Source organism: Chryseobacterium panacisoli (assembly GCF_008274625.1).
Taxonomy (GTDB): domain Bacteria; phylum Bacteroidota; class Bacteroidia; order Flavobacteriales; family Weeksellaceae; genus Chryseobacterium; species Chryseobacterium panacisoli.
Genome location: NZ_VTRU01000004.1, coordinates 262,708 through 279,521, shown reverse-complemented (window position 1 = coordinate 279,521; position 16,814 = coordinate 262,708). Strand labels below are relative to the sequence as shown.

At 36.9% G+C, this 16,814-nt stretch carries 14 protein-coding genes and 14 tRNA genes; 26 read left to right on the top strand and 2 right to left on the bottom strand.

Going from position 1 to position 16,814, the window contains the following annotated elements:
* Window positions 1–23: 23 nt before the first annotated feature.
* Window positions 24–863, bottom strand: a complete 840-nt coding sequence (locus FW781_RS22590) for a DUF4822 domain-containing protein (protein ID WP_198425308.1) — start codon at window positions 861–863, stop codon at window positions 24–26.
* A gap of 278 nt (window positions 864–1,141) precedes the next feature.
* Between FW781_RS22590 and FW781_RS16950 the strand changes: the two genes are divergently transcribed.
* The 3 genes from FW781_RS16950 to FW781_RS16940 all read left to right on the top strand — a co-directional run bounded on the left by FW781_RS16950 (window position 1,142) and on the right by FW781_RS16940 (window position 3,519).
* Window positions 1,142–1,855, top strand: coding sequence for a DUF434 domain-containing protein (locus FW781_RS16950; RefSeq protein ID WP_172625752.1), 714 nt, complete (start codon window positions 1,142–1,144; stop codon window positions 1,853–1,855).
* 2 nt (window positions 1,856–1,857) lie between these two features.
* Window positions 1,858–2,508 carry a hypothetical protein gene (locus FW781_RS16945; protein ID WP_149388494.1) on the top strand — a complete coding sequence of 217 codons (651 nt, stop codon included), beginning with the start codon at window positions 1,858–1,860 and terminating at the stop codon, window positions 2,506–2,508.
* A gap of 225 nt (window positions 2,509–2,733) precedes the next feature.
* A complete protein-coding gene (locus FW781_RS16940) occupies window positions 2,734–3,519 on the top strand; it encodes a TatD family hydrolase (protein ID WP_149388493.1) in 786 nt (261 codons plus the stop codon).
* Window positions 3,520–3,575: 56 nt separating this feature from the next.
* Here the strand turns inward: FW781_RS16940 and deoD are convergent, their stop codons facing one another.
* Window positions 3,576–4,286, bottom strand: coding sequence for a purine-nucleoside phosphorylase (gene deoD / locus FW781_RS16935; protein WP_149388492.1), 711 nt, complete (start codon window positions 4,284–4,286; stop codon window positions 3,576–3,578).
* A 262-nt stretch (window positions 4,287–4,548) separates the two neighbouring features.
* On the opposite strand from deoD, the gene FW781_RS16930 reads away from it, so the two are divergent.
* The 23 genes from FW781_RS16930 (at window position 4,549) to FW781_RS16820 (ending at window position 16,799) form a co-directional block, all read left to right on the top strand.
* Window positions 4,549–4,938: a VOC family protein gene (locus tag FW781_RS16930; protein ID WP_149388491.1), complete on the top strand. Its 390-nt coding sequence runs from the start codon at window positions 4,549–4,551 to the stop codon at window positions 4,936–4,938.
* A gap of 247 nt (window positions 4,939–5,185) precedes the next feature.
* On the top strand, window positions 5,186–5,842 hold the full coding sequence (locus FW781_RS16925) for a hypothetical protein (protein ID WP_172625751.1): 657 nt from the start codon (window positions 5,186–5,188) through the stop codon (window positions 5,840–5,842).
* Window positions 5,829–6,353, top strand: coding sequence for a DUF4919 domain-containing protein (locus tag FW781_RS16920; protein WP_149388490.1), 525 nt, complete (start codon window positions 5,829–5,831; stop codon window positions 6,351–6,353). Before FW781_RS16925 ends, FW781_RS16920 begins: the two co-directional genes overlap by 14 nt.
* Window positions 6,354–6,423: 70 nt before the next feature.
* Window positions 6,424–7,557: an AAA family ATPase gene (locus FW781_RS16915; protein ID WP_149388489.1), complete on the top strand. Its 1,134-nt coding sequence runs from the start codon at window positions 6,424–6,426 to the stop codon at window positions 7,555–7,557.
* Window positions 7,530–8,273, top strand: coding sequence for a hypothetical protein (locus tag FW781_RS16910; RefSeq protein WP_149388488.1), 744 nt, complete (start codon window positions 7,530–7,532; stop codon window positions 8,271–8,273). Before FW781_RS16915 ends, FW781_RS16910 begins: the two co-directional genes overlap by 28 nt.
* A complete protein-coding gene (locus tag FW781_RS16905) occupies window positions 8,264–10,642 on the top strand; it encodes a hypothetical protein (RefSeq protein ID WP_149388487.1) in 2,379 nt (792 codons plus the stop codon). The genes FW781_RS16910 and FW781_RS16905 overlap by 10 nt, the downstream gene beginning before the upstream one ends.
* Window positions 10,632–12,329, top strand: a complete 1,698-nt coding sequence (locus tag FW781_RS16900) for a nicotinamide mononucleotide transporter (RefSeq protein WP_149388486.1) — start codon at window positions 10,632–10,634, stop codon at window positions 12,327–12,329. Before FW781_RS16905 ends, FW781_RS16900 begins: the two co-directional genes overlap by 11 nt.
* Window positions 12,322–13,344 (top strand): hypothetical protein, encoded by a 1,023-nt coding sequence (locus FW781_RS16895; RefSeq protein WP_149388485.1) that lies wholly within the window; start codon window positions 12,322–12,324, stop codon window positions 13,342–13,344. The genes FW781_RS16900 and FW781_RS16895 overlap by 8 nt, the downstream gene beginning before the upstream one ends.
* 411 nt (window positions 13,345–13,755) lie before the next feature.
* Window positions 13,756–13,884: a penicillin-binding protein gene (locus FW781_RS16890; RefSeq protein ID WP_172625750.1), complete on the top strand. Its 129-nt coding sequence runs from the start codon at window positions 13,756–13,758 to the stop codon at window positions 13,882–13,884.
* 575 nt (window positions 13,885–14,459) lie between these two features.
* Window positions 14,460–14,527 (top strand) — tRNA-His (locus FW781_RS16885).
* An 8-nt stretch (window positions 14,528–14,535) separates the two neighbouring features.
* Window positions 14,536–14,609 (top strand) — tRNA-Ile (locus FW781_RS16880).
* Window positions 14,610–14,683: 74 nt separating this feature from the next.
* Window positions 14,684–14,757 (top strand) — tRNA-Lys (locus FW781_RS16875).
* 7 nt (window positions 14,758–14,764) lie between these two features.
* A tRNA-Arg gene (locus FW781_RS16870) sits at window positions 14,765–14,841 on the top strand.
* Window positions 14,842–14,906: 65 nt separating this feature from the next.
* Window positions 14,907–14,978: transfer RNA gene (locus FW781_RS16865), tRNA-Pro, on the top strand.
* A 6-nt stretch (window positions 14,979–14,984) separates the two neighbouring features.
* Window positions 14,985–15,059, top strand: a tRNA-Glu gene (locus FW781_RS16860).
* Window positions 15,060–15,061: 2 nt separating this feature from the next.
* Window positions 15,062–15,135 (top strand) — tRNA-Ile (locus FW781_RS16855).
* A 4-nt stretch (window positions 15,136–15,139) separates the two neighbouring features.
* Window positions 15,140–15,211, top strand: a tRNA-Asn gene (locus FW781_RS16850).
* A 218-nt stretch (window positions 15,212–15,429) separates the two neighbouring features.
* A tRNA-Cys gene (locus FW781_RS16845) sits at window positions 15,430–15,511 on the top strand.
* Between the two features lie 204 nt (window positions 15,512–15,715).
* Window positions 15,716–15,799 (top strand) — tRNA-Tyr (locus tag FW781_RS16840).
* 81 nt (window positions 15,800–15,880) lie between these two features.
* A tRNA-Glu gene (locus FW781_RS16835) sits at window positions 15,881–15,952 on the top strand.
* 358 nt (window positions 15,953–16,310) lie between these two features.
* Window positions 16,311–16,386: transfer RNA gene (locus tag FW781_RS16830), tRNA-Leu, on the top strand.
* Between the two features lie 85 nt (window positions 16,387–16,471).
* Window positions 16,472–16,544: transfer RNA gene (locus tag FW781_RS16825), tRNA-Phe, on the top strand.
* Window positions 16,545–16,728: 184 nt separating this feature from the next.
* Window positions 16,729–16,799: transfer RNA gene (locus FW781_RS16820), tRNA-Trp, on the top strand.
* The last annotated feature ends 15 nt before the right edge of the window (window positions 16,800–16,814 follow it).

The window sequence follows — 16,814 nt, the reverse complement described above, 5'->3', positions numbered from 1 at the left end:
TCCTTCTTATCAAAAAATAATCACTACAAAGGCTCCTTATGGTTTACCTTTGTATGAATAATGTCGTAAAATACGGCTGGGTTTGTCGCATCTGGAGTAATTCTGTATGTGAACGTTGTTTCGTTCAGTAGCAAAATATCCACAACACGTGTAAAAGTAGGCGTGGTAAGCGTTCTCTTCTTCCCGTCCGGAGAAATAGACCATGTCCCTTCAGATCTCAATACATCATTTAATCCGAAAATTTTAAAAGTTCCGTTAGCTTTGAAGTAAGAATATCCTACATATCCGGCAACACTGGCATCATTTAATGCTACATTATTTCCGCTTTTATCCTTCGCGCCAGTCGTTTCCCATGGCGTGGAAGCAAGTGTAAGCTGTCCATTAGTTGGTTCTGCATGAGAAGTCCTCGTATGGATGATGTCATAATATATAGACGGATCGCTGGAGTTTGGGCGGATTCTGTATGTAAATTCATTTTTGTTTAAAACAAGAATTTCAACATCACGGGTGAAAATAGTCGTCCCATCCGGGTTCAATGCTGCAATCGTTCTTGTTTTTCCCTGTGCATCTACAGACCATGTTCCCATTGATCTCAGCACATCCGTAAGATTGTAAATAGCAAACTTTCCGTCTGTTTTGAAATAAGCAAAACCTACATATCCTGCCACACTGGCATCTGTAAGGGCTACACTATTTCCACTTTTATCCTTAGCTCCGGTAGTTTCCCACGGAGTAGATGATAGTACCTGTGAGGGAGTCTGTTGTTCAATAATGATCTCATTGTCATCACTTGAACAGGCAACGAAAGATGCTGATAACAGCACAGCTGCAGACAGATAGCATAATTTTTTCAGTGTATTCATAAGGGTATTTTTTTAGTCTTTGCAAACTTATTCCTAATAAATATCAAAACTTTGTACAAAACATCTCTTTTGTTGTAGAAAACATAACAGATCATGGGCTGGCATGAAAGAAATGGCAGTAAGTTATAGTACATGTTTAAATATTACACAAGCTTAGAAAAAATCAATGAAATTGATTTCATTCTTTGTTCCCTGAGAAAATAAAGGTAAACACTAAAACTTTGCATTTTAAATATCAATTTCTACCATAAAAATCACCAAAAATTCTATTTTTGAGTATGAATAACAGAAACCGTGGAAAAAATACGGGTGACGATACACTGTTCGGTTCAGAGAAACAGATCAGTAAACTGAAACTGGCTGTTGAGGATATGCGGTATCTTCTCACCAGAGAGTATCCGGAAAAAGCAGCTTCGGAATTGGTTGGAAACAGATATAGATTGAAAACCCGTCAGATACAGGTTTTACGGGGAGCGTCAGCATCAGATTCACAACTTTACAACAGACGGTTGAAACATATAGAAACATTAAATTTAAAAGGGAAAACGGTTTACCTTGACGGTTTTAATGTCCTGATCCTGTTGGAAAGCCTGCTTTCCGAAGCTTATATTTTTGAAGGACTGGATGACTGTATCCGTGATCTTTCCGGTGTTCATGGAACGTATAAAAGAGTAAATCAGACGTTAAGAGCAGTGGGGTTGGTGGCTTCTTTTCACCGGAAAAATCATATTCAGAAACTGGTATGGATCTTTGATAAACCTGTTTCCAACAGTGGACGAATTAAACAGATTATTCTTGAATTTGCAGAACAAAATCAACTCAACTGGGAAGCAGATCTGCAGTTTAATCCAGATAAATTTCTGGCGGAAAGTTCGGAAATCGTTATTTCCTCAGATGCCTGGATTCTCGATCACTGCAAAGAATGGTTTAATCTGATTGGATATTTGATCACAGAAGAAAGCCTTTCTGTTAATCTCATCAAAACGAAGTAAATATGAATCTGTTTCAACCTTATATTTCTCTGTTTTCAGAAACATGGAAAAGCAAGTATAAAGCTGTTTTAGCAGAAGAACATCTGCAAACTCTGGAGAAAAATATTCATAGGTTTAAGGAAAATACTTTAGAACTTCACCTGCCTTATTTTAATGAAGAAATAATCATTAACAGACAGGAAAGCTTTGAAAAATTCATTAATATTCTGGATAATAACGGTTCAAATGAGGTGAAAACAAAGCTTTTGGAGGCAGTTCCTGTTGAACATTGGCTGAATATTTTAGGACAAAGATTAACCTCCGCAAGCATCCGTAATGAAAGTGCGATCCCTCCTTTGAAAATAACCCTGATCAATGCCTGTCAGGAGTTTTTCAATAGTGAAATTACCATTGCACAAAGGGCCTGGGAAAAACACACCGGAAGAATGGATGACGATTTCTGGGGAGAAATCAAAGGAAACAATCAGCAGAAACAGGAGAAAGTAATGGCGAAAATCCATGATATTCTTGAAAATAAAACCTGGTGGAATGTTTTTTTTCATTACAAACATGAACTGGTTTTTGAAGTCAGGGAAAAAGAAGGCCATGGCATCCGTTGGAGCCATGGAGGAACAAAATTAATAGGCTTTCTGGAAAAATTTATCAACGAATAAATACAACATAAACATCTGTGTCATCTGCGAAATCTGTGGTGAAAATAAATACTCTTACAGAATTTGCAGATTAAGCAGATTTTCTTACACTTTTTCTACGTAAAAACATTGCGTATCATTTTTTTAGTTTTGCAGGTATAAAACAGAAGCTGTGAAAAATCAGATCAAAAATTTTCACAACTTCTATTTTATATTCAAAATAACATATAATAAAAGTTAAAAAAAATGAACACATACATTGATATTGGCATTAATCTGACCAATAAACAGTTCTATAATGAACACGAAGAAATTATCAACCGCGCTTTGGATCAGGGTGTAGAACATATGATTCTCACCGGAACCAGCGTAAGAGGAAGCAAAGAATCTGCTGAGATTGCAGAAGAATATCCGGAAATTTTATTTTCTACAGCAGGAATTCACCCTCATGATGCCAAATCATTTAATGACGAAAGTATCAATGAACTCAGGAAATTATTGAAATATGATCATGTGATTTCAGTAGGTGAGTGCGGACTGGATTTTGACAGGGATTTCTCTCCTAGACCCATTCAGGAAAAATGCTACAAAGCTCAGCTGGAACTTGCCATAGAAGTGAATAAACCCCTTTTTCTTCATGAAAGATCAGCGTTTAAAAGATTTAATGAGATCACAGATGAATATCTTTCCCAATTACCTGAAGCTGTTGTCCATTGCTTTACCGGAACATTGGATGAAGCGAAGATTTATCTGGACAAAGGATTTTATTTAGGATTTACAGGAGCCATCAGTGATGAGAAAAGATTTAAACATCTCGAAGACGTTATAAAATATGTACCTCTTGATCGAATGATGATTGAAACAGATGCCCCTTTTATGTTACCGAAAAATATGTCCAGAATGCAGAACAGACGAAATGAACCTTCATTCCTGCCTTATGTAGCACAAACAATTGCCCACCTGAAGAAAATCAGCATTTCCGAAGTCGCAGACGAGACCACAGAAACGGCCAGAATTTTTTTCAGACTATAAAAAAGAGCTCTACTGATAAAGTAAAGCTCTTTTTTTATAAGCAGAATTGTCTTTTCTTACAAACTCTTTATTGCTGATTCCAAAGCCAGTTCCATCATTGGATTTAAAGCTTTTTCTCTTTCGTCAGCAGAGATTTTTTCGTGTGTAGGGATAATATCCGTTACCGTAAGAATGGTCGCTGCATTTTTTCCTAAATGCTGAGCATTGGCAAATAAACCGAAGGCTTCCATTTCTACTGCAGGACAATTGTATTTTGTAGCAATTTCCGGAGTGTTAGGATCTTTTCTGTAGAAAATATCACTACTGTGGATGTTGATTGCTTTAGCATTTAAAGATAGATCTTTAGCCGTTTCATTGATGGTGCTAAAGATATTCCCTTGGTGAGGAAGGATTTCATCTTCAATTCCCCATGCATATTTGGCATAAGTACTTTCGCTGGCCGCTTTATCAATATTTAAAATATCAAAAAGTTTAAGATCTGTGTTGTAAGCACCACAAGTCCCGATTCTGATAATGGTATCTACTTCATATTCTGTAAACAACTCAAAAGAATAGATCCCGATACTTGGGAATCCCATTCCACTTGCTCCTACAGTGATTTCTTTACCCTTATAAAGACCTGTATAATAAAAAATTCCTCTGGTTTTGCTTACCAGTTTGGCGTTTTCTAAATAATTTTCAGCAATATACTGTGCACGAAGCGGATCCCCCGGCTGCAATACTACTTTAGCAATTTCTCCTTTTTTTGCACTGATGTGAATACTCATAATGTTTTTTTGAAAGGACAAAGATAATAACTTTTAGATTGTCTCCGTGATTACGATAATGGAAACAATGAAGCCATCTCATATCAACAGAATATATAAGATATTATCAATATATGTCTTAAATAATATTATATATGGAGTCTTTTATATAATTCAAGACGTAATCTGGCCAATACAGAACAATAAAAGCATAATGCGGAGCAGGTATGGTGAAATCAGTCAGCCTAGTTTTGTAGAAATAAAACAAATAAAATTTTAAAAAATGAAAATCGAGCATATTGCCATTTGGGTGAAAGACCTTGAAAAATCCAAAGCATTTTACCAGAAATATTTCGGAGCGGTTTCCAATGAAAAATACCATAATCCTGTCAAAAATTTCCAATCTTATTTTTTAAGTTTTGATAGTAGCTGCCGTCTTGAAATCATGACCAGACCGGATATTAAAGAAAGCGAAAACTCTTATGAATCCCAACAGTACGGAATCATTCACCTCGCATTTTCTGTGGACAGTAAGCAAAAAGTAGATGAACTTACGGAGATGCTGAGAAAAGACGGATATACTATTGCAGGAGAACCTCGTACCACCGGAGACGGATATTATGAAAGTGTCATCCTTGATCCTGAAAATAATATCATTGAAATCGTAGCCTAAACCGTCATTGCGAGAAGCTTTAGCGACGAAGCAATCTCATATAGGTTGGAAAACGCACAGGCGCAAAAAGCTCCTGATAAAGGTTTCGGTATTGCTGAAAATCTTAGATTTTCTAGCGCCTTAAAAACATTATAATGCATATCATCTTAGCGCCTTTGCGTTTTCCAACACTTTAATTCCACATTTAACACGAATCTTCTTCACAAAAATTTTATTCTCAGCGAAATAATTTTATTTTTGTTAGATCATGGAAACCAAGTCACCGTTTTTAGACACGATCTTTTTGCTTCGTAAGGAAGAATGTATTACTCTTTTCTCAAACTTACAGCAAATCTCCCCTCAGGAAGAGGCGGAAGCTGAAGCGTATTTTGAAACAGAATTTGAAAAAGAAAGACTGGAGTTTCTATCCGATCAACTGACTTGTAATAAGGAAACTGCCGTATGGGCAGCAAAAATTCTCTATCATAGCGCACAGCTTTATCTTATTAGAGAAAATACAGAGAAAAATATTGAAAATCTTATTCCTGGGTTTAAAGGAATCCGGGACGTGTCTTCTATCTTATCCGCAGATTTATCGCTTAGGTTTTTACCGCAAGTGATTGTTGCTTTAAACTCTATAGATCCTGAAGACCCTTTAATCCCCTTGCTGGAAAGTATTCTCGTACAGTTTCACTATTCCGGAATTGGGTATGATCTTGGCCTGAAAAATGTAAATTGGCAGGAAGAATTGAAGGACAAAACCTACAGAAAATTATATCTGGAAAGAATTGTCGAAAAAAAAGATTATAAACTGGCGGAAATTCCGTTCATCAATAAACTAATAACAGCCGAATTCGGAATACATAAAGACGCATTCTGGCGAGAACTAAAAACGATAACCGAAGACCACAATGAAAACGTATGAGAAAGTATTTGAATTTTTAACGGACCCCACAAAAGAAACTTTCCTGAAGTGTCGTGAACTGGTGATCAATGATCCTGAATATGACCCTTATTCCGAAGATATTGAAAACATTCAGAACTTACTCAATGAAGGAAAGTTTGAAGAGGTTATACAATATGTAAATATCAATATTCTGTTAAGTCCGAGGGCACATATCTGTAAATATTTTGCGTACAAGGAACTGGGCGATGAAAAAGGAAGAAATATTGAAATGACAATTGCTCAGATTATTTTTGAATGTCTTGAAAAAACAGGTGACGGAACTAAAGATTCTCCCTATATTATTACAAGAATTTCCGATGAAAGAGATCTGATAAGACATCATCTCAATAAACAGGATGTATCACAAAATCTGGTCAGGGATGGAGATAAGATCATGGATGCGCTTACACTCGATGATGGAAGGCAGTTGTACTTTGACATCAAAGATCCTTATCAGAGAATTGGCTTTTTCATTCAGCAAAAGAAATGAGCGGGCAGAAAGTAAAGATGAAGAGACACTTCACAAGAAATAATGGTGGAAATTTTAATTTTTTGAATCAATGAACCAGAATATAACTCAACTCAATACAGTCCTTACCTACGTAAAAGAAACTTTTGTAGGCAAAAATGATGTCGTAGATCTTTTGGGAATATGCCTTTTAGCAAGAGAAAACGCATTTCTATATGGTCCTCCGGGTACGGCAAAATCAGCTATTGTCAGAACCCTGGCAAAAACAGTAAAAGACGGGAAAAACTTTGAATATTTATTAACCCGCTTTACAGAACCGAACGAAATTTTCGGACCTTTTGATATCAGAAAACTGAAAGAAGGTGAACTTCTAACTAATACAGAGGGAATGATGCCGGAAGCTTCCATGGTTTTCCTGGATGAGATCTTCAATGCCAATTCTGCTATTTTGAATTCTCTTTTGATGGCTCTCAACGAGAAGATTTTTAAAAGAGGAAAAGAGACGAAACATTTACCTGCGCTTATGTTTGTAGGAGCCAGTAACGTTCTTCCGGAAGATGAAGCATTGAACGCATTGTTTGACCGTTTTCTGGTGAGAATCAATGTGGATTATGTAAAGCCTGAACTCTTACAGCAGGTGCTTTTAGCCGGAAGAAAACTGGAAAACGAAGAAGAAGCGGAAATTCCGGAAATTCATGCTGATGATATCAGGCAGCTTCAGAATCTGTGCAGAACAATAGACCTTAAACCCATCTATGAAGTTTATCTGAACACCATTATGAGTCTTCGGAATACGGGAATTGCCATTTCAGACCGCAGAGCTGTGAAACTTCAGAATCTGATTGCTGCAAGTGCGCTGATCTGCGGAAGAAAAGAAGCGGTGCTTTCTGACCTTTGGGTACTGAAACATATCTGGGATACAGAAGAACAGATTGAAATTCTGGAAGGTATTATCAACAGAACGATCGAGAAAGACGACCACCCGGATTCTCATCCACAGGCTATGCACAACAAAACACCCAATCCTGAAGAAGTCATGAAAGATGTGACAATTCTCGTGGAAAAATGGAATGGCGGAATGCTGAGCTTTGAAGAACAGAATGTAATAAAAGATAAACTGAGATACCTGCAAACCCGTTGCGACTGGATCAGAAATCCCGAACAGAAGCAGTATATCCAGCAAGAAATTGAAAGCTTATGGCAGAAAATCCTTCAAAGCGTTTAAAAGAATTCTGGGCAGAAATTCCCCGTGCTGATGAAGACTTTCTGGGCTCCATCAGAGACTGGAAAAATGTTCAGATCGCAGTGGATGAAGATACAATCTGGCTGAAAGGCTTTACCGATGAACAGGCGGAAGCTCCGGAAACACAACAATTACCGGACTTTATCCTGTATGAGCTTCGGGAGGGTCTTTTATTCAGAAAAGAAGCTCTGGTTCCAAGTAAAAAAATGAGGACAGCACTGCTTTGGATACCTATAGACAAGGCATTACAGCTTACTTTTCCTCCTTCCAACCAAAACTATTTTGGAATTCAGGAAAAGGTGCAGGTAAGCGTAAAAGAAAGCAATGAAGAACAGCCGGTAATCGCTTTATTAAGCAATATTGCTGATATTAAGGAAAGTATTGCAGCATTACCTAAGTTTAAACTGGAAAAAATAAAATGGATTATTTTGGGAGATAAAGCCCTGTTTATGGGTATTCCATTATTAAGTTTTCCTGGAAAAACCTATTGGACCAAAGACAGACATCTATTGCCCGCCGGTCTGGATTTTGAATTTAAAAATCTAAGTACGCTGTTACAGCAGAAATATAATAAAGAGCCGGAAGGATGGTTGCTTTGGGATGAAAATGGAAATTATCTTTTAATAAAAGAAACCGATTTCCGCCCATTGTCCTTAAGCTCGTTCCGTCTTACAGAAAAATCAAGAGAATGGAATTAAAGGCCTATTTCCAGTCCTATGAAAATTACTTCTGGGAATGGAAAACTGATGAAGATGTTCCCGGTGATTCCGGGTATCATGACAATAATCTCCTCTCGGTGCCGGGAGTGGGAGCGATAGCGTACAGGCCTTATGTAATGGAGATTCTCAAAGAACTTCAGCCACAGGGATGGCCACCCTTTGGGGCATTGCTTATGGTGTTGTACGCGATGCAGGACGGGTATATTGATTTTGCCGGCCCATTGAGACATACCGCTGAATTTTACAGCATTGGAAACTTTGATTTCAATGCAGAAAAAGAAATTGAATTTCTCGAAAAAATACAATCACTTCCCCATGTGTATAAGCAGAAGCAAAACAGAATTGTATTGCTGCAGACCTTATTCAGCAATGGTCACAACAGAATATCTTCATTGAATGCTGAAGCGAATATAAGAATCTATTATAAGCGGCCACAGGAGCTGGCTTCCAGTGCAGAAAAGCAACATGCCGGTACATCGGTTTTAAATAAAGATCTGAGTGCTTTGAATCTCAATGAAAAGTTTCCTACAGTACAGTCTATCATTGATGCTATGAAAGGGCTGGTTGACGAGCCTGAGCTTGATGATGAGGTGATAGAAGAAGAAACAACGGCGGATACTGATAAAGATTTTATCAAAGAATTAATTGAAGAACCCAAGACATTTCAGGTAGGAAGCCTCATCAAAAGGATATGGAGCGGTCTGAAAATTCCCATGCGCTACCTTTCACCCGGAGAACAGCCTATCGGAGGAATTTCTGATATGACCAACAAAGGTGATTTTCACAGGATGCTTCTTTCGGAGTTTGCCAATGAAGATGACGTATTCATGAATCGGGTAGCCAACAACGAAGCACTTTACATTCAGAGAGAGATTCCGCCTGAAGAAAATATTTTTGAAAGAATTATTCTGATTGATACTTCCCTCAGAAATTGGGGAACTCCAAAAGTGTTGGCTTTTGCCTCTGCAATTGCAGTCATCAAACATCCGAAAGCCCATTCTGAATGTAAAGTTTTTGCTTTAGGACAGGCGGGTATTCCGATTGCACTTAACAAAGTGGAAGAAGTGGTGGAAAACCTTAATCAGGTAAGTCCGGTTTTGGAAGTGTCAGAAGCCTTGGAAAAGTTTTTTAATGAACACCACTCAGAAAAGGATATTGAGATTTTCTTCATTACCCATGAGGAGAATATGGAAGATGAAAAAGTTCAGCGGGTGGTTCTTCAGAATAGAGACAGACTAAAGTTTTTGGTGACTACAACATCAGATGGTGAAATTAATTTTTATAAACATCACAAAGGAGCCAGAAAACATATTCAGAAAATTAAACTTCCATTGCAGGAGCTGTGGGCCAATCCGCCGCAGCAAAAACCATCCGTTCATAACTTCAATGGAAAGAAAACCGATCTTCCACAAAACTATCCGGTCTTATTCCCAACTCCGGTTAATAAGATCGCTAAGTTTTTATATGAAGGAGAATTTTTTATTCTAAGTTCAAAAAAGCAGTTATTGAAGACTTATCTTTCTGATAACTATTATGACAAGCATTCTTATGATTACTATAAAACGCACCATGGCTGTGAAGTTTTATTTGACAATATTTCCATAAAACCGAAAGGACAGTTTGCCCTGGCAAAAAACAAACAACAGCATTTTATTCTGTGCCAGTATCAGTCTGATAAAAAATTAATATCAAAGCTTAATCTTAATACAAGAGAATACTCTGAGCAGAATCTTATAGGGATGAATATTCCGGAATCCTACAAACTTATTTATTTTGGGCGCAGTTTTTATCTCCATCATCCGGATAATGTTACCCATTATAAAATAAACAGGGACGGAAATATTTCTGTAGAACCTATTACCGGAAAAGATAAAGAATTTGAAAAAAATAATATAAAAGCCGAAGCGGAAGTTGCCAAGCTGAAGGGAAGCGGATTGAAGATTATCAATAATTTCAATAAAATAGGAATCAATCAATATGAAAATCTAGTCATTTCCGGACATGAATTGTATAGTTCTTCGGAAAACACGCTGGATTTTTCTAAAAATAAGTATGATATTAAAATTTTTGCCGAGCAGAATAAAAATAAATTTACATTCCCCGATGGAAGCGAAATTATTACAGATTCACGGGGAATGCTGACTTTCCGGAGCAGCAACAAGAGTATTGAAGAATTTTTCATTCCTTCCACAGCTCATGGATTCCTCTCTTTGGCAACCTATACTGAATTTGGCGGATCAGAATATTATCTTCCGGAGCATGCCCTGCTGAAAGTGAGAACAATGGATGATATGTGCGACAGGTTTTTAAAACCTTTTATAGAACAGATTTTGGATTATGGAGCTTAGAATAAAACCTTTCCCGAAAAACAACTATCCCAAAAGGGGGCTTTTGATCAGAGGCTCTTCACCCGTGGTATGGCTTCAGGAAATGGAAACGCTTGGAATTCATTTAAGCCAGGTAAGATCTTATGCAATTCCGGCAAATATTCCCAATGTGCTGTACGGTTGTTTCCTTGTTTTTAATGATGATGCCCCGCAGGAAATAGGTAGGAATGCTTATTTTCAATGTGTGGATAACAGGCTTTTTATCCCTGAAAACACAACCTTTTATCCCAAAATAAATCAGGAAGACTGGGTACAGCTCGATGCCCGCTTTCTGGTGATGCATCCCGAATTCGGACTGGTAAAATTATCCGTAGAGATCGATTGGATTTCATTAATTCAGCAGTCTGGTATTATAAATGAAAGCATCAGAAAACCTCTGAATGGAGTTTCAATTCCTCAAAAAATTGAAAGCTATACCGTTGAAATAGATGACGAAAAAGTGCTGGAAGCATTACAGCCAAAGCAAACCGAAGAAGAATGGATGAATAACCTGCCGTTTGACCTTAAAAAAGTGATGGCCGGAAATAAAAAGGAAATAGAAAAGTATTTACAATATATTGAAAAATATCCTGAAAGAGCTGTAGAACTGGGCGTTTCTCTGGATGTTATGGGAACTTCCAGAGGAGATGGCTTTGGCAAATTTACCTGGCTGGAAGAATTATTTGGCGGAGGTTCAGGAAGTAAAACAAAAAGCGCAGGAACAAGAAACTTCCGCAGAATATTCTGGGCGGTTATTATTGTGGCTATTGTCTTAAAGATAGCATTGCCTTCGGATAAAAATAATTCCGACCAGGAAGAAAATACAGCTTCTTCCGGAAAAATTGAAAACAATACTGTAAAAGCACCTTCTGATATGATTGCTTTCCAGTCCGGAACATCGGAAATTGATCTCAAGATAGACTCTCTCTATCATCAGGAGAGAAAGGAATTGTCCAAAGAGCTTATTCATGCCGGGATCATAGAATCCAAAACAAAAGAAGACAAAGAAAATTATAAAAAAGCGGGTGGAAGAGATGTAAGTGAAATAGGAAGAGACATTGGAAAACTTGTGAATAAAGAAAAACAAAGCAGAGACTCTCTTAAAACTATTTATACCCAAAAAATCACAAAACACCTTGAACAAAACACCGAAAAGCTGAAACGTAAAATTTCAGATTCTCTGAAGCAGTACACCAAGGGAAAACCTGTAAACGGAGAAGTCGTAAAATTCCTGCTGAAAAAGAGAAAAGCTTTGATGGCTGATTCCCTGGGAAAACTTTACGGTACATTGGATATCGTAGACCTTTCTTCTGCTTCCATTGACAAATCCAAAGTGAAAGCAGTGGGAACGGAAGGAACTCCATTGGAAAGAAAAGCCCCGGTTTCAGATATTATGTATATGGTTATCCTGATGATTGCAGGAGTAGGACTGTATTTGTTCCTGTTTAAAAATAAATCATTAAACCTGGGTGGTGATAATGTGCCTGTATGGGTGAAATTTATTTTAATAGCAATCCTTGTGGCGATGCTGGTATACTTATTTTATCCGTTGGTAAAAATGTTTGGTTACAACTGGTTTGTATGGGTTCTGGTGATCTGTGTGATGCTGCTCCTTTATCGTTTGTTCAGAGAAGATAAAACCATTTTAAAATCCGATGATGATGAATAAGCAGAAATTTATAGACAAGTTTATGGCGGCATTTGTACTGCTGGCCATGTTTAAGGTCATCGGAATCGTTGCCCAGTTATTTCATGAAAGTTTCTGGAGTGTGGTGGGAACATTGGCCATTTTCTTAATTGTAGCGTTTATTATCCTTATTGTGATCACTTCCTTAAAAGATAAAGAACAAAACAACAGAAATTCAGCAGGAAGAAAAGGTGGTGGAAGCAGCAGTTTCTATCTGGAAAATTCACTTTTTGACAGAATACGAAGCAAATACGAAGAGCTGGCAGAAAAATATATTGCTGAAAACGATTATAAAAAAGCAGCCAGAGTCTATATGAATCTGCTGCAGGATAACTACAGAGGTGCAAAAACACTTGAAAATGGTGGGTTCTACAGTGAAGCAGCCGTAGTTTATCTTAAAAAGCTGAACAATAAATCTGATGCAGCAACCTGCTATGAAAAAGCAAAACAATACAAAAAGGCCATTGAACTCTATAAAGAGATGGAGCAGAAAGAAAAAGTAGGGGATCTCTATAAAGATATCAACGATCTTAAAAATGCCCACCATTACTATCAAATAGTTGCAGATGACTATACAATCAATAACCAGATGGTGAAAGCTTCTTTGGTATACCGTAAAAAAATGGAGAAAACGGAAGAAGCACAAAAAGTACTGCTGAAAGGCTGGGAAGAAGACAGAGATGCTTTCAACTGCCTGAATAACTACTTTGCCAATATCTCTGATGTTAAAATACTGGAATCAGAAATACAGCATTTATATCAGAAAACCCCGGCTCACAAAAAGATCACTTATCTGGATGCTCTGAAATATGAATTCAAAAAAGATCCGAAATTACATACGGCAACCAGAAATATAGCCTATGAAATTATTGCTGAAAAAGTAGCCACACGTTCAGAAATTGTCAATGAGCTGAAATATTTTAATCCTAATGATGAGGTGATTCTGAAAGATATTTCGAGATTCAAGACAGGAAGGAATAAAATGTTCAGGAATTAAAGATTTAAGAATTTAAAAATTAAAGAAAAGCTTTTCTTTGAAGAGAAGGAATATCATCTGCTTCATCAAATCAATTGTAATTAATGCCTCCTGGTTCCCTAAAAATAAGAAACTCATAACATAGTAATTCTATTTTGTTGGAAAATCGCAAAGACGCAAGGTTTTATAAATTTTATGTATGATTTTTAAGACGCAAGAAAATTGAAAATTTTCAGCAAGGTAGCTTATTAATTATTTGAATAATTCGAAACAATATTTTTATCGGTATTAAATTTTATCGGAGATAAAATCCTCGCGCCTTAAAGTAGATTTTTTTAATATTATTTTGCGCCTTTGCGTATCCAAAACCTTCCAGAGATTGTGAATCTTATAAAATAATACAAAAAAGATTTATATTTGCACCAGAAAATTATGACAATACAAAGAGCATATATCAATGCAGAACTATTCGGAAGTCCTTCTAATAAAGGATTATTCGGGTATGATGAGATGATATGGAATGAGGCGAAATGTGCTGACTTTGGAAATTATTTACTGTAAACTTGTAAAAAATTAATCAAAATACAACAAAAACGCCTCGGAAAACCGAGGCGTTTTTTGTTTTTTAGGTCAGAAATTATTTAGAATGAAAAAAAATAACCATAAACATGAAAATTTTTTAATAAACAATGAAACTTTAATACGATAAAATAGAGTGATAAGCAACCCGGTGAGAGACAGTCATTTAGGTAATTAAGATATCTGCAAAATATTGCGGACAGAAATTCTCTATTCTAAAAATACAACTTAATTAATTGATTATCAGTATTTTAATTCAAGAATTTATTTGCAGATTCCAAAAATTCATATTTACTTTGCAACCGAAAATTGAAAGCAACAGGTTTTCAGGATTCAATTAAAAATAATTTAGAAACAAACAAAAATAAAATGAAACAGTTACACAACATATTCAATCAATATTCAAGACTATTCGGACAGGAACCGACAGGTGTTGCGTGTATTTTTGATAGTGAAATTGTGGATAAAAGGTGTTTATATACGTGGGTCAGCTAATGATCTCTTACGTTAAAATATATGAAGCGCCTCCCAAAAAGAGGCGCTTTTTTTATGGTTTCTTTAGCTTATTTGGTAAAGCGCCGGTCTGTGGAACCGGAGAACAGGGTTCGATCCCCGGAGATACCCAAAGTATAAAATCCCATGGCTCAATTGGTTAGAGCATCGACCTGATACGTCGAAGGTTGAAGGTTCGATTCCTTCTGGGATTACAAAAATGTGAATTGTGAAATTAAAAATTGACAATCGAAGCGAATTGATTATTGACGATTCACAAAATTAAAACAATCTCATAGCTCAAATGGTTAGAGCACCGGTCTTTTAAACCGGGGGTTGAAAGTTCAAATCTTTCTGGGATTACTATAACGGTTCCGTAGCTCAACCGGATAGAGCATGGGTTTTCTAAACCCAGGGTTAGAGGTTCGAATCCTCTCGGAATCACCAAAAGGTTCATGGAAAATTTCCAATCCGGCTGTCTCCCGGAAAAGAAACAGAAGTGAACCCCAAAGCTGGAAAGATAACGGTGGTTGTTTACCCGTCTTGGACGCGGGAGGTCGCAAGTTCGAATCTTGCTTTCCAGACAATTTGTTCCATTAGCATAGTGGTAAGTGCATTCGGCTTTCTACCGAACGACAAGGGTTCGATCCCCTTATGGAATACCAATGATTTCGTAGCTCAAGTGGTTAGAGTATCGGTCTGATACACCGAAGGTTGAAGGTTCGAGCCCTTCCGAAATTACAATGATTTTGTAGCTCAATGGCAGAGCACCGGTTTGTTAAACCGGAAGTTGAAAGTTCGAGTCTTTCCGGAATCGCAGGTAACTAATTATTAATTGTTTCAGGAGAAAAAGTAAAGTTTGTCGAGAGCAGAAGATCTTTACGCCAAACACAAAAAATACAGACAGGCTTTTCTTCTCTCCGGATTAATTAGAATTAAAAGATATCATTTATAAATTTTTAGGTAAAAATAAAGTTTGTCAAGCGCAGAAGTTCTTATATCAAACACATTAAGACAGGCTTTATTTTTTAATCTGATGGTTCGCCGAAGTGGAAGAGTCGGGGCGGTCTGCAAAACCGTTGTGTAAACTGAGTGGGTTTGAATCCCATAACCATCTCAAAAAAGAGAAAAATAGTAGAAGTGAGAATGCAGATGAAATATTATTCCTCTTATGAAATATCCTTTATTAATAAAAGAAAAAGGCTGTCGAGCGCAGAAGATCTTTAATCAAACATTCAATATAAAGACAGACCTTTTCTTTTTTTGAAAAGAAAAAATGAGGAATTACTTATTATTCATTACTAATTGCTCATAAAAATCCGGAAGTACGCCGAAGTTGGAGAGTCGGGGCAGACTGTAAATCTGTTGCTTCATTGCTGAGTAGGTTCGAATCCTACTACTTCCACCCAACCACTGATAATGTAATGGCAGCATGCAGGAAATGTACTCTTGTTGTTTAGGTTCGATTCCTGGTCAGTGGGTTAAAGCTCTATTCGTCTAACGGTGAGGACGCCTGCCTTTCGAGCAGAAAACAAGGGTTCGATTCCCTTATAGAGTACTGGATGTGAATAGCTGGTCAATATTGAATTGATAATACCATGAAAGTTCAGATTTTAAAAAAAATTGGCCAGTTATCATTCACACAAAAAATGAAGAAAAGAGAAAAGGTCTGTCAAGAGCAGAAGATCTTTCGTCAATAAAAATAGACAGCCTTTTACTTTTTTAAAAACAAAATACATTAGGAAATGAGAAAGGTTTGTCAAGCGTAGAAGATCTTTACAAATACTAGCAGGCATAATTTATAAACAGACAGAGCTTTCTCAAACCTAAACACAATATGATAAGTAATGAATAATGAGCAATAAGTAATACGCTGTACAGTACTTATCACCAATTATTCATTAGTAATAAAACCTGCGGGAATGGTGGAATGGCAGACACTCTTGATTTAGGATCAAGCTTTTGAGGGTTCGAATCCCTCTTCCCGTACCAAAGCATAAATGATAAGCAATGAGCAATAAGTAATGATATAGGGTGAAAATTACTGATTACCAATCACTCATTGCTTATTGTATCCGGAAGAGTGGTGTAGAAGGTCTGCACGTTAGTCTGAAAAACTAAAGGTACAGGTTCAATTCCTGTCTGTTCCGCAAAAACATGAATGATAAGTAATGAGCAATGAGTAATCATTGATACCTGACTAGTTTCTGGTATTACTCATTACCAATTACTTATTACTCATTGATTTAAATCCTGATTCATAGTGTAATAGGCAGCACACAAGATTTTGATTCTTGGAGTTTAGGTTCGAGTCCTAATGAATTAACAATACTTACTCTGATAGTGTAATGGCAGCATCTCAGTCTCCAAAACTGATGGTATTGGTTCGAGTCCAGTTCGGAGTGCAACAAATGAATAGT

Excerpts from the sequence above, each read along its gene's own strand:
- FW781_RS16940 (WP_149388493.1), top strand. The coding sequence starts at position 2,734 with ATGAACACATACATTGATATTGGCATTAATCTGACCAATAAACAGTTC.
- FW781_RS16920 (WP_149388490.1), top strand. The coding sequence starts at position 5,829 with ATGAAAACGTATGAGAAAGTATTTGAATTTTTAACGGACCCCACAAAA.
- FW781_RS16905 (WP_149388487.1), top strand. The coding sequence starts at position 8,264 with ATGGAATTAAAGGCCTATTTCCAGTCCTATGAAAATTACTTCTGGGAA.
- FW781_RS16925 (WP_172625751.1), top strand. The coding sequence starts at position 5,186 with ATGGAAACCAAGTCACCGTTTTTAGACACGATCTTTTTGCTTCGTAAG.
- FW781_RS16910 (WP_149388488.1), top strand. The coding sequence starts at position 7,530 with ATGGCAGAAAATCCTTCAAAGCGTTTAAAAGAATTCTGGGCAGAAATT.
- deoD (WP_149388492.1), bottom strand. The coding sequence starts at position 4,286 with ATGAGTATTCACATCAGTGCAAAAAAAGGAGAAATTGCTAAAGTAGTA.
- FW781_RS16890 (WP_172625750.1), top strand. The coding sequence starts at position 13,756 with ATGACAATACAAAGAGCATATATCAATGCAGAACTATTCGGAAGTCCT.
- FW781_RS16950 (WP_172625752.1), top strand. The coding sequence starts at position 1,142 with ATGAATAACAGAAACCGTGGAAAAAATACGGGTGACGATACACTGTTC.
- FW781_RS16945 (WP_149388494.1), top strand. The coding sequence starts at position 1,858 with ATGAATCTGTTTCAACCTTATATTTCTCTGTTTTCAGAAACATGGAAA.
- FW781_RS16895 (WP_149388485.1), top strand. The coding sequence starts at position 12,322 with ATGAATAAGCAGAAATTTATAGACAAGTTTATGGCGGCATTTGTACTG.
- FW781_RS22590 (WP_198425308.1), bottom strand. The coding sequence starts at position 863 with ATGAATACACTGAAAAAATTATGCTATCTGTCTGCAGCTGTGCTGTTA.
- FW781_RS16915 (WP_149388489.1), top strand. The coding sequence starts at position 6,424 with ATGAACCAGAATATAACTCAACTCAATACAGTCCTTACCTACGTAAAA.
- FW781_RS16930 (WP_149388491.1), top strand. The coding sequence starts at position 4,549 with ATGAAAATCGAGCATATTGCCATTTGGGTGAAAGACCTTGAAAAATCC.
- FW781_RS16900 (WP_149388486.1), top strand. The coding sequence starts at position 10,632 with ATGGAGCTTAGAATAAAACCTTTCCCGAAAAACAACTATCCCAAAAGG.